This is a genomic window from Achromobacter sp. KK8, from assembly GCF_054188005.1.
Genome location: NZ_CM135178.1, coordinates 644493 through 657926, shown reverse-complemented (window position 1 = coordinate 657926; position 13434 = coordinate 644493). Strand labels below are relative to the sequence as shown.

Annotated in this window: 6 protein-coding genes; 5 read left to right on the top strand and 1 reads right to left on the bottom strand. The window is 62.3% G+C overall.

The window, feature by feature from the left end; translation table 11 throughout:
• Positions 1–19: 19 nt before the first annotated feature.
• The gene (locus ACVN9Z_RS03055; protein ID WP_458213095.1) at positions 20–1342 is read right to left on the bottom strand and encodes an EAL domain-containing protein; all 1323 of its coding nucleotides are present in this window, start codon (positions 1340–1342) and stop codon (positions 20–22) included.
• Between the two features lie 353 nt (positions 1343–1695).
• Here ACVN9Z_RS03055 and ACVN9Z_RS03050 point away from each other — a divergent pair, with 353 nt between their 5' ends.
• From ACVN9Z_RS03050 to ACVN9Z_RS03030, 5 genes are all read left to right on the top strand, one after another.
• On the top strand, positions 1696–5361 hold the full coding sequence (locus ACVN9Z_RS03050) for an ESPR-type extended signal peptide-containing protein (protein ID WP_458213094.1): 3666 nt from the start codon (positions 1696–1698) through the stop codon (positions 5359–5361).
• A 323-nt stretch (positions 5362–5684) separates the two neighbouring features.
• Positions 5685–9341, top strand: coding sequence for a YadA-like family protein (locus tag ACVN9Z_RS03045; RefSeq protein WP_458213093.1), 3657 nt, complete (start codon positions 5685–5687; stop codon positions 9339–9341).
• A 456-nt stretch (positions 9342–9797) separates the two neighbouring features.
• Positions 9798–10163, top strand: a complete 366-nt coding sequence (locus tag ACVN9Z_RS03040) for a helix-turn-helix transcriptional regulator (protein WP_458213092.1) — start codon at positions 9798–9800, stop codon at positions 10161–10163.
• A 206-nt stretch (positions 10164–10369) separates the two neighbouring features.
• Positions 10370–11038 carry a response regulator gene (locus ACVN9Z_RS03035; RefSeq protein ID WP_458213091.1) on the top strand — a complete coding sequence of 223 codons (669 nt, stop codon included), beginning with the start codon at positions 10370–10372 and terminating at the stop codon, positions 11036–11038.
• Positions 11035–13428: an ATP-binding protein gene (locus ACVN9Z_RS03030; RefSeq protein WP_458213090.1), complete on the top strand. Its 2394-nt coding sequence runs from the start codon at positions 11035–11037 to the stop codon at positions 13426–13428. The genes ACVN9Z_RS03035 and ACVN9Z_RS03030 overlap by 4 nt, the downstream gene beginning before the upstream one ends.
• Positions 13429–13434: the final 6 nt, after the last annotated feature.

The following is a 13434-nucleotide window of genomic DNA, read 5'->3' as shown; positions in this document are numbered from 1 at the left end:
TATCCGCAAGATATCTGAGCTATGCGGGCGTCGTGGCCAGGCAGATTTCCACGAAATCACTGACTTCCACAGGCATGGAAAGCGCGAACCCTTGGCCCTTTTGGCAGCCCAGGCGGCGCAGGGTCGCAATACTGGCTTCGTCCTCGATGCCTTCGGCCACCAGGTCCATATTCAGCATGTTGGCCAGCGCCGAGACAGTCGCTACGATACCGCGTGACGGGGACTTTTGGTCTATCTCCTTGACGAATGATCCATCGATCTTGACTTCATCGAATGGCATTGTCGCCAGCAGATTCATCGTGGCTGAACCCGAACCGAAATCGTCCAGCGAGGTTTGGAAGCCGAGCGCACGCAACGACAATAGCGAAGCTGATAAGGACAGGGGGTCGTCGACGGGCATTTCTTCCGTCAATTCCACTTTCAGTAAATGATTCGGCAGGCCCGCCAATGTCATTTTTTCAGCCAGTAGACGGGCTAGCCCGGGGGTGCTGACGGTCTTGACCGAGGCATTGACTGCGATGGGAATGTGGATGCCACGCTGGAACAGTGTCGAAAGCACTTCTATCACGCTGCGCTTTACGAAGCTGAATAGCATCAGATTCAGATCCAGCCTGTTGACCATCGGGATGAACGTTATCGGCGAGATGTTCCCGTGCACCGGATGTGTCCAGCGAACCAACGCCTCCGCGCCTACGACGGCTCTGGTAGCCAAGTCGTACTGCGGCTGCAGCACGATGCGCAGGCCTTCCCCGCCGCTGATCGCCGAGATCAGCTCTTCTTCTAGCGGCAGTTCCTCGTGAGGAACCGCGGGTTCAAAAAAATGGTCGGGCGTGCGCATCAGCGAATGCAAGGTTGTCGCCAATGTCGACGCGGCGCCGCCTTGGGCAATTGCAACGTCAATTCCCGCGTTCCGGGCGAGCCGGATGTGCGCCTGCAAAGCCTGGGCACCGAAGGCGCCGATCTGCCCATGGAGAGGGTCAGGGTGTGCGATGTCGTCCGGTATTGGCGAGCGGCTAGCTGCTTGAAGCCAACATGTGGTCGGGTCGACCATCCATAGCACGCGGGAGGGGGCGGCAGGACCCGCGGCCTTCCTGATGCGACGCAACATACTCGGGACCATCAACGCTTCGGCATGGCCGGGGAGCATGTCGCAGACGACCACGTCAGCGGGACTGGTTTGGAGCAGCATTTCCAATATCCGTAGCGAATCCGCAGTTTCCAGCAGCTGGATTCCCAGATTGGTCAGCGTCTTTCGGATGTGGCTCACGCGAGCCGGGCCGGAGGCGAATGCCACGACGCGTAGCGAGTCGAACTCCGTCGGAGTTTCCATCGGCAATTTCATATGTCCCATCTTCTTGCAGTGTCGAGTTCTTGTGACCGAGGCACTGTAGGGCTTGCGCAAAGTTTCCTGAATCAGATTGGGACTAAAAATGGCTGGCGGATGCGGTTTGGTGGTGTTCCCGTGCGCCGGGGCGGCGTCAAGTGGTTCGTTGGAAAGCGACAGGACATCTTTAGCGTTGTTGATATTTCGAACGCTGATTTAGGAGTGCGCCTATATATGGCGATTTGAGGCGTCCCTATAGTTCGAGTCACGCAGAATTTTCTTTACGACGCTGCTGATTCGCGCGCCCCGGCTCTCGGCTGCCGGCATGTCCGCGAAACGGAAGTAGCGCATTTACTTGTCGCCCGATCACCATGAACCGCATCTACCGCCTTGTCTGGAATGTCGTGTCCCAATCCTGGGTTCCTGTATCTGAAGCTGCGCGTGCTCGCGGAAAATCCCGGGCCAGCCGTGTTGGGGCTATTGCCAGCGTCGCGTTGCTCCTGTCTGCGACGGAGATGTTTTTCCCTCAAGTAGCCGTTGCGCAAGGGCTGCAGCTTTGCCGCGGCATTGGTGATTCGCAGGGGAGATCTTATGGCTATGGTTCCAACGTCACTCTTAACTGCGGTGTGCCGACGCAATTCAGCCTCAATAATGTTGGGACAGAAAATGGCGGTGCAGGCTTTGGCGCTAGCACGACCTATGTTCGAGGTATGCGCGACGATGGCACATTGCGACTTGCCGGTCAGAACGGCATTCGTATGATAAACCGCGTAGATATGCTGAACAATGTGATCGATGGCGTGGCGGCGGGGACGCTGTCGGCGACGAGCACGCAGGCGGTCAATGGTTCGCAGCTGTTCGTGACGAACACCAACGTGACGGCCAATACGGCGGCGATCGGGCAGAATGCCTCGGCCATCACGGGTCTTGGGACTCGGATGACGGCGACCGAGGGCAACGTGACGGGCCTGGGCACGCGCATTACGAGCGCGGAAGGCAATCTGACCACGCAGGGGGCTCGGATTACCCAGAACACGACCAATCTGAGCACGCTGACGACGCAGATCAACAATGGCGCCGTGGGCCTGGTGCGCCAGAATGCGACGACCAATGCGGTGACGGTGGCCGCCGGCACGGGCGGCACGTCGGTGAGCATGGCGGGCACCGGCGGCTCGCGCACGGTGTCGGGGGTGAGTGCCGGGGCGCTGAACGCGAGCAGCACCGATGCGGTCAATGGCGGCCAATTGTTCACGACCAATGCGAACGTGTCGGCCAATACCAATGCGATCAACCGTAACACGGCCGATATTGCTGGCAACAGCACGGCGATTACGAATGTGGCCAATCGCACGACGGCGGTCGAGGGTAATGTGACGAACCTGACGACGCAGGTCAACCAGACCAACTCGGCTGTCAGCAATTTGACGACGCAGGTCAATAATGGTGCGGTGGGCCTGGTGCGCCAGGACGCGACGACCAGCGCGGTGACGGTGGCGGGGGCCAGTGGCGGCACGTCGGTGAGCATGGCGGGCACGGCCGGTGCGCGTACGGTGTCTGGCGTGAACGCTGGGGCGCTCTCTGCGACCAGCACGGACGCGGTCAACGGCACCCAACTGTTCCGGACCAATGCCAACGTCACCGCCAACACCGCTGCCATTGCCCAGAATCGGACCGACATCGCCAACAACAGCACCGCCATCAACACGCTGGGCGACCGCGTGACGACGGTCGAAGGCAATGTGACGAACCTGACGACGCAGATCAACAATGGCGGCGTGGGCCTGGTGCGCCAGGATGCTGCGACCAGCGCGGTGACGGTGGCAGGCACCACCGGGGGCACGTCGGTGAGCATGGCGGGCACGGCCGGTGCGCGGACGGTGTCTGGCGTAAACGCTGGGGCGCTCTCCGCGACCAGCACGGATGCCGTCAACGGCGGCCAGTTGTTTGCGACCAACACGAACGTGTCCGCCAACACCAGCGCGATCACCCGCAACGCGGCCGATATCGCCGGCAACCGCACGGCGATCGCCGATGTGGCCAACCGCACGACGGCGGTCGAAGGCAATGTGACGAACCTGACGACGCAGATCAACAATGGCGGCGTGGGCCTGGTGCGCCAGGATGCTGCGACCAGCGCGGTGACCGTGGCCGGGGCCAGCGGCGGCACGTCGGTGAGCATGGCGGGCACGGCCGGTGCGCGCGCGGTGTCTGGCGTGAACGCCGGGGCGCTCTCCGCGACCAGCACGGACGCGGTTAACGGCACCCAACTGTTCCAGACCAATGCCAACGTCACCGCCAACACCGCTGCCATTGCCCAAAATCGGACCGACATCGCCAACAACAGCACCGCCATCAACACGCTGGGCGACCGCGTGACGACGGTCGAAGGCAATGTGACGAACCTGACGACGCAGATCAACAATGGCGGCGTGGGCCTGGTGCGCCAGGATGCTGCGACCAGCGCGGTGACCGTGGCCGGGGCCAGCGGCGGCGCGTCGGTGAGCATGGCGGGCACGGCCGGTGCGCGTACGGTGTCTGGCGTGAACGCTGGCGCGGTTGCCGCGACCAGCACGGACGCGGTCAACGGTGGCCAGCTGTTTGCGACCAACACGAACGTGTCGGCCAACACCAGCGCGATCAATCACAATGCGGCCGATATCGCTGGCAACCGCACGGCGATCACCGATGTGGCCAACCGCACGACAGCGGTGGAAGGCAATGTGACGAACCTGACGACGCAGATCAACAATGGCGGCGTGGGCCTGGTGCGCCAGGACGCGACGACCAGCGCGGTGACGGTGGCAGGCACCACCGGGGGCACGTCGGTGAGCATGGCGGGCACGGCCGGTGCGCGCACGGTGTCTGGCGTGAACGCCGGTGCGGTTGCGGCGACCAGCACGGATGCGGTCAACGGCGGCCAGCTGTTTTCGACCAACACGAACGTGTCGGCCAACACCAGCGCGATCACCCGCAACGCGGCCGATATCGCCGGCAATCGCACGGCGATCGCCGATGTGGCCAACCGCACGATGGCGGTTGAAGGCAATGTGAGCAACCTGACGACGCAGGTCAGCCAAACCGCCACTACCGTCAACAACCTGACCACGCAAATGAGCAATGGCGAAGTGGGTCTGGTGCGCCAGGACGCGGCGACCAACGCCGTGACGGTGGCTGGTACCACCGGGGGCTCGTCCGTGAACATGGCCGGCGCCGAAGGCGCGCGCACGGTGTCTGGTGTTAACGCCGGCGCCCTGGCCGAGACCAGCACGGATGCGGTCAACGGCAGCCAGTTGTTCGCCACCAATGCGACCCTGGCTGGCCAGGCCACGGCGCTTAACAATATCGCCGACCTGCAGGTCCAGCATAGCGATCGCGTCAATACGCTGACGCAGACGTTGCAGCAGGTTGTCACGATCCAGCAGGATCAAGCGCGGGACACCTCGGCAGTAGTGGCCGACGCCGCCGGCGGCGGCAGCCGGCCGACGGTTGCGCAGGGCACTCAAGGCGTGGCCATGGGGTCCGGTTCGGGTGTCGCTGGCGCAGGCGGCGTGGCACTGGGCAAAGACGCGCAGGCGAATGCGGCGGGCAGTGTAGCCCTGGGCGCGGGCTCGGTGGCCGACCGTGCGAACACCGTGTCGGTGGGAAGCGCGGGGCAGGAGCGGCAGATCACGAACGTGGCGGCCGGTACCGCGGCGACTGATCTTGTGAACCTGGGGCAGGTGCAAGAGATCACCAGCCAATCGTCCGGCCAAGCCGTGCAGCACGCCAACGCATACACCGACAGCCGGATCGGACGGCTGCGCTCGGAGGTGAATGCCGGTATCGCATCGGCCATGGCGATGGCCGGGTTGCCGAGTGCCAGCCTGCCGGGCAAGGGAATGGTCGCGATGGCGGGATCGACCTACCAGGGCCAATCGGCCTTGGCAATCGGGCTCTCCAAGATGTCCCAAGGTGGGGCCTGGGTATACAGGGCCTCGGGTGCGGGCACGTCGCGGGGGCAATTGGGCGTCAATCTCGGGGTCAGCTATCGCTGGTAGACGCTGCGAATTCAATGCACGTCGTCCTGAGTCGTGTCACTGATTCAGGAATCCCCCATTGTCTGCTGAAGGCATACCCATGGATGCGAAATTGCGCATCCATGGCGCTGATTGGCGTGGATGGGCCTTGGTTTTCTTGACATTTCGAGATTGCTTTTAGGAGCACTCCTATTTCTCGTAAATCACCCCCCCTCCTATAGTTAATCCGTTGCGGATTTCTCCTGCTTTTTTTTGATTTGAGAGTGCTTTGGTTTGTTTGGCGCCAGATCGCGCGTCACGTCAAAGTGTCCCTGTGTAGCAAACCCATTTTTTTTATATTTGTCATGAACCACATCTATCGCCTCGTCTGGAATATCGTCAGCCAATCCTGGGTTCCTGTTTCCGAGGCAACCCGGGCTCGTGGCAAATCTCGCGGGCTGAAAGCCGGCGCTGTTGTGGGTTCCGTGCTGCTTTTGTCTTTGATGGGAATGTCGTTTACCCAGACGGCGGTGGCGCAGTCCTTGCAGCTTTGCAATGGCGCCAACGGGTGGGCCTATGGAACGGGAAGTACCTCTCGTTTGAATTGCGGCGGCGAGGTCACGTTTTCGCTTCACGGTTCCGGAACTGCGACGGACGGTGGCGGAGGGTACGGTGAAAGCACCACCTACGTGCGCGGGACGACCAACGGTACGTTGGTACTTGCCGGTCAGAACGGCATTCGTATGATAAACCGCGTAGATATGCTGAACAATGTGATCGATGGCGTGGCGGCGGGGACGCTGTCGGCGACGAGCACGCAGGCGGTCAATGGTTCGCAGCTGTTCGTGACGAACACCAACGTGACGGCCAATACGGCGGCGATCGGGCAGAATGCCTCGGCCATCACGGGTCTTGGGACTCGGATGACGGCGACCGAGGGCAACGTGACGGGCCTGGGCACGCGCATTACGAGCGCGGAAGGCAATCTGACCACGCAGGGGGCTCGGATTACCCAGAACACGACCAATCTGAGCACGCTGACGACGCAGATCAACAATGGCGCCGTGGGCCTGGTGCGCCAGAATGCGACGACCAATGCGGTGACGGTGGCCGCCGGCACGGGCGGCACGTCGGTGAGCATGGCGGGCACCGGCGGCTCGCGCACGGTGTCGGGGGTGAGTGCCGGGGCGCTGAACGCGAGCAGCACCGATGCGGTCAATGGCGGCCAATTGTTCACGACCAATGCGAACGTGTCGGCCAATACCAATGCGATCAACCGTAACACGGCCGATATTGCTGGCAACAGCACGGCGATTACGAATGTGGCCAATCGCACGACGGCGGTCGAGGGTAATGTGACGAACCTGACGACGCAGGTCAACCAGACCAACTCGGCTGTCAGCAATTTGACGACGCAGGTCAATAATGGTGCGGTGGGCCTGGTGCGCCAGGACGCGACGACCAGCGCGGTGACGGTGGCGGGGGCCAGTGGCGGCACGTCGGTGAGCATGGCGGGCACGGCCGGTGCGCGTACGGTGTCTGGCGTGAACGCTGGGGCGCTCTCTGCGACCAGCACGGACGCGGTCAACGGCGGCCAGCTGTTCGCCACCAACACGAACGTGTCCGCCAACACCAGCGCGATCACCCGCAACGCGACCGATATCGCCGGCAACCGCACGGCGATCGCCGATGTGGCCAACCGCACGACGGCGGTGGAAGGCAATGTGACGAACCTGACGACGCAGATCAACAATGGCGGCGTGGGCCTGGTGCGCCAGGACGCGACGACCAGCGCGGTGACGGTGGCGGGGGCCAGTGGCGGCACGTCGGTGAGCATGGCGGGCACGGCCGGTGCGCGCACGGTGTCTGGCGTGAACGCCGGCGCGGTTGCCGCGACCAGCACGGACGCGGTCAACGGCGGCCAGCTGTTCGCCACCAACACGAACGTGTCCGCCAACACCAGCGCGATCACCCGCAACGCGGCCGATATCGCCGGCAACCGCACGGCGATCGCCGATGTGGCCAACCGCACGACGGCGGTCGAAGGCAATGTGACGAACCTGACGACGCAGATCAACAATGGCGGCGTGGGCCTGGTGCGCCAGGATGCTGCGACCAGCGCGGTGACCGTGGCTGGTACCAGTGGCGGCACGTCGGTGAATATGGCGGGCACGGCCGGTGCGCGCACGGTGTCAGGCGTGAACGCCGGTGCGGTTGCGGCGACCAGCACGGATGCTGTCAATGGCGGCCAGCTGTTTGCGACCAACACGAACGTGTCGGCCAATGCCAGCGCGATCACCCGCAGCGCGGCCGATATCGCCGGCAATCGCACGGCGATCGCCGATGTGGCCAACCGCACGACGGCGGTCGAAGGCAATGTGACGAACCTGACGACGCAGATCAACAATGGCGGCGTGGGCCTGGTGCGCCAGGACGCGACGACCAGCGCGGTGACCGTGGCTGGTACCAGTGGCGGTACGTCGGTGAATATGGCGGGCACGGCCGGTGCGCGCACGGTGTCAGGCGTGAACGCCGGTGCGGTTGCGGCGACCAGCACGGATGCTGTCAATGGCGGCCAGCTGTTTGCGACCAACACGAACGTGTCGGCCAATGCCAGCGCGATCACCCGCAACGCGGCCGATATCGCCGGCAATCGCACGGCGATCGCCGATGTGGCCAACCGCACGACGGCGGTCGAAGGCAATGTGACGAACCTGACGGCGCAGATCAACAATGGCGGCGTGGGCCTGGTGCGCCAGGACGCGACGACCAGCGCGGTGACCGTGGCTGGTACCAGTGGCGGTACGTCGGTGAATATGGCGGGCACGGCCGGTGCGCGCACGGTGTCAGGCGTGAACGCCGGTGCGGTTGCGGCGACCAGCACGGATGCTGTCAATGGCGGCCAGCTGTTTGCGACCAACACGAACGTGTCGGCCAATGCCAGCGCGATCACCCGCAACGCGGCCGATATCGCCGGCAATCGCACGGCGATCGCCGATGTGGCCAACCGCACGACGGCGGTCGAAGGCAATGTGAGCAACCTGACGACGCAGGTCAGCCAAACCGCCACTACCGTCAACAATCTGACCACGCAAATGAACAACGGCGAAGTGGGCCTGGTGCGCCAGGACGCGGCGACCAACGCCGTGACGGTGGCCGGTACCACCGGGGGCTCGTCCGTGAACATGGCCGGCGCCGAAGGCGCGCGCACGGTGTCTGGCGTTAACGCCGGCGCCCTCGCCGCGACCAGCACGGATGCGGTCAACGGTAGCCAGTTGTTCGCCACCAATGCGACCCTGGCGGACCAAGCCACTGCGCTTAACACGATTGCGGACCTGCACGTCCAGCACAGCGAGCGCGTCAATACGCTGACGCAGACGTTGCAGCAGGTTGTCACGATCCAGCAGGATCAAGCGCGGGACACCTCGGCAGTAGTGGCCGACGCCGCCGGCGGCGGCAGCCGGCCGACGGTTGCGCAGGGCACTCAAGGCGTGGCCATGGGGTCCGGTTCGGGTGTCGCTGGCGCAGGCGGCGTGGCACTGGGCAAAGACGCGCAGGCGAATGCGGCGGGCAGTGTAGCCCTGGGCGCGGGCTCGGTGGCCGACCGTGCGAACACCGTGTCGGTGGGAAGCGCGGGGCAGGAGCGGCAGATCACGAACGTGGCGGCCGGTACCGCGCCAACCGATGCGGCGAACTTGGGGCAAGTGCAGGATATCTCGCGTCAATCGTCCGGCCAGGCCGTGCAGCAGGCCAACGCATACACCGATAGCAAGATCGGCCAGTTGCGCTCGGAAGTGAACGCCGGCGTTGCGTCCGCGATGGCGATGGCGGGCTTGCCTAGCGCGAGCATCCCCGGCAAAGGCATGCTGTCCATGGCTGCTTCGACCTATGAAGGCCGGTCCGCCATGGCGATTGGTGTATCGGGTATGTCCGGTAATGGAACGTGGGTCTACAAGGCCTCTGGCTCCACCACCACGCGTGGCAGGGTGGGTGCCACGGCCGGTGTGGGATTCCATTGGTAGTGACGTCCAGATGCGTGCGGATTTTCTCACGGATGTGGCTCAATGCCATTTCAGGCGCGGAGCTCAAGGGATGTATTACGCCACCCCCGAAGTCGTCGTGGCGTTGATGCGTAAGCACAAGTGGCCCCCGTTGCGGGCGTGGAGGATATGGCTGTCTTATTCCAAGAAGGAGATGGCGCAACGATTGAGGATGGCTGAACCGACCTATTCGCAATTGGAAGGAGGGGTTGTTCCGTTATGCGAATGGATCGAACCTGCGCTCATGCAGCGCCTTGCGCACTTCAGACCGGCTGTTGCGCGAGCGGCGGGAAGCGTCCAGACGTCGTCGCCCTTGGAGCAATGGATGTCCCACAACCGGTGGCCCAGGGGGTTATGACGCCCGCTGGGGAGGAGACAGCGGCGATCGAAGCAACTCGGGTGGCTGTGTCGGACGTCAGGGCGAACTCGCGCAAAAGGATGCAACTCTGGCTGCTTAGCCACTGCCACCAGCCTTCCGTTACCGCCCAGGAGTTGGCGCGGGCGTTTCAGGTGTCGGTGCGCCACGTGCACCAAGTATTCCGCGAGGGAGGGACAAGCTTCCTCGGATCGCTGCAGCACGCGCGAATGTCTCAAGCCGCTGAATACCTGGCGGACAGGTCGCTGAACGAAATCCCGGTGAAGTTGTTGAGCAGGCGTTGCGGCTATTTGGATTTCGCCTCATTCAGCCGGGTATTCAAACGTCATTTCGGCACGACGGCGGCAGCCTACCGGCGAAACAAGCAACGGGAACGACGCAGTCAGGTGGTGGCGGGGAGCCTCGAGTTCGCACCTGAAAGCTACTGATAAATAGAGTTCCAGGTATCGGGAGCGGTGCGTGGCGTGCAAAGCGCTGCGAGGTTGCGAAGTGTTGCACATTCGCGACCGACGCTCTCGTCTTTCTGTTGATTCGGCGGCGTGTTGGCAGTATTACTCCTAATTAAATGAAATGTTGTGAAATATGTTGACCTACAGTAAGGGCAATTTGGAGGAGCCATCACGTGGCTAATGGCATGCCGAATCAACTACGCGTGGCCATTCTGGATGACCACGCGGTCGTGCGTAACGGCCTATTGGCCCATCTCCAGGTCGAAGCAGGCATACAAATTGTCGGCCTGTATGGCAACAGCCGCGCGATGATCGCGGGATTGGCGCACAAGCCCGCGGATGTCCTGCTTGTCGACTACGCGCTCGGTCCGGACGAGATGGACGGCGTATCGCTTATCCGCGCGCTGCGGGTCAAGTTCCCTGATTGCCGGATCATCGTGTTGTCGGCGCATGCCGAGCCAGCAACCGTGGCGTTGGTGCTTCGAGCAGGTGCGCGAGGCTTTGTGTCGAAGGCGCAGGATATGGCCGAGGTGGTCGGCGCCATTCGGACGGTGGCGGCAGGGGCGGTCTATCTCGAATCCGAAATGATGTTCCGGGTGTCTGACGCCACGACGAAGCATGTGCCGGTGGAACGTGAGGATTCCCACGATGCGGTATACGGGGCGGCATTGTCGGCGCGCGAGCGCGAGGTCATTCGCTGCTTTCTCGACGGCATGACGGTGACGGAAATTGCAGAGAAGTTCAACCGGAGCATCAAGACCATCAGCAGCCAGAAGGCTGCCGCCTTCCGCAAGTTGGGCGTGTCGTCCAACAACGGGTTGTTCAAGATTCGGCACATTATCGATTCCTTATGAAGCGTCCCTTGCTGCGGATGCTGGGCTGCATTGCGCTACTGTGCCTGGCGCCGGTGTCGCTCGCTGTCCACGGCGATGAGTTTTCGGCGGAAGAGCGCGCCTGGATCGCCGCCCACCCCACCGTAGTGGTAGGGGCGCGCAGAGACATCGAGCCGTTGGAATACGTAGAGAATGGCAAGCTGCGAGGCTTGGCCAGTGAATATTTGAACGCGGTGTCAAGGAAAACCGGCCTGAAGTTCGTCATAAAACCTGCCTCCAGCGGGACAATTGCGCAATTGGGTTGGTTGCAGGATGGCACCGTGGACATGTTTGCGCTGGCCGTCCGCCGCTCGGAACCGCTGAGCGAACAACGACGGGAGTTGTTCACATCGCCTTACTACGTCACCACGCACATCATCGTGACCCGCGCGGGAACTGTCTCGATGCTGGATCTGGAGGATCTGGACGGGATGACCGTGGGGGTGACGCAATATAGTGAGATCGGGCCAAAATTGCGCGAGTCTTCGCCCACCGTCAAGATCGTGAATGGTGGAGGAGCGCGAGAAACGTTGGATCTGTTGGCGCAGGGCAAGGTTGACGCCGTGGTCGGCGTTGACGCGTTGCTGTCTCCAATCATGGGGCGTCGCTACAACGGGATACTACAGATTTCCGGTGTGATCGCGTCGGCTTCTGCCGAGTTGAGCATGGCGATGTCCGCCGATCAACCGCTGCTGCATTCGGTCGTGCAGAAGGCGTTGAGCCAAATCACTGCCGACGAAGCCTACCGCATGAACGAAGCATGGCTGGCTCAGACCGATTTCGGAGAGCCTTCGTTGGCGGTGCTCATTCGTCATTATCGTATCCATGGCCTGTTATTCATTGGAATAGCGCTGTTGTTGAGCGGCCTGATCTATGCGTTCAGGTGGGCCCATCGCCAGGCCGTTCGAAGCGAGCAGGAGAAAACGAAGTTCGTTGCCGTAATGAGTCACGAGATCCGCTCGCCGATGAACGCGGTTTTGGCTTCCATTGAATTATTGCGGCATACGCCCTTGGAACCAGATCAGCGGCATCTGGTCGGCCTGGCTGGTAAGGAAGCGGAAGCATTGCTGCGGTTGATCAACAACGTGCTGGATATATCCAAGCTCGAAGCGGGGAAGTTCGTGCTGGACCCGGCGCCTACTGACTTCGCCCATCTTGTGCATGAGGTGGTCGATGCATATCGTACCCGCGCGGCAGAAAAGGGACTGGAACTCGCGGCGGGCGTTCCGGAGAATTGCGGCCGCTTGATACTGGACTCCAGCCGTGTGGCGCAAGTGCTGCACAACCTGGTTTCCAACGGTGTCAAATTCACCGCCGTGGGGAGCGTCACGCTTACCGCTACCTTCGAACCGGAGGAGACGGGTCAAAAAGGGGTCTTACAGATTGAGGTCGCGGATACCGGAATCGGTATCGAGCCAGGCGATCAAAACCACCTATTTAGCCCATATAGCCATTCGGCGAGCCCCGCGAGAGGCCGCAAGGCGAGCGGGACAGGGTTGGGACTGCTGGTTTGCCGCGAGTTGGTGGAGTGCATGGGCGGGACCATCGGACTGCATAGTGTGCCGGGCGTTGGTACGAAAGTGGTCGTGTCGCTGCCGGTCGAGGTCTGTGTAGAAGAGAATTCTCCTATGGTAACGCCGCCTCGTGACGGCGTTCATCCGAGGGGGGAAAGCCTGGCCATCCTGCTGGTAGAAGATACGCCCGCCAATCAATACGTGATTCAGGCGCAATTGGCCCAATTGGGCTGCAACGTCCACTTGGCGCCAGACGGATCACGGGCTCGCCAGGCATTTCGGGACAACCGCTTCGATCTTGTCTTGTTGGATTGCGACCTTCCTGATACCGACGGCTATACCCTGGCCGAAGAATTTCGAGCCCATGAGGCTGAACATCTGCTCCCCGCCAGCTCGATCATAGCCATTTCCGCGTCCTCGGGCAGCGAACATGTATCTCGCTGCCTTGACGCGGGCATGGACGGCGTTCTGAGTAAACCCATCCAATTGGGCAAGCTACGGGACACCATCGAAATCTGGTGTGACGTGACGTTGAACCTGGATGCCGACCACGATTCCGTTGGGGCGGAAATTCCTGTTGTTTCTCGGGACTTCGTGCACTCCGCCCTGGGGGAAGACCTGAGCGCGTTGCGTCGCGCGCTCGCAGAAAGAGATCCAGTTCAGTCCCGGCATTATGCGCACCGATTGCGCGGAGCGAGCTTGACATTAGGGATGGCCGAATTGGCGGGCTTGGCCTCACGGATGGAAGAACGGTTGAAGGCTGGCGCGTTCCCACGACATGATGAGGTGTTGCCAACCTTGATGTCGATGGAGGAGGCGCTCAAACGCGCTGTCGTGACGACGAAGGAGGCCGGTTGAGATCTC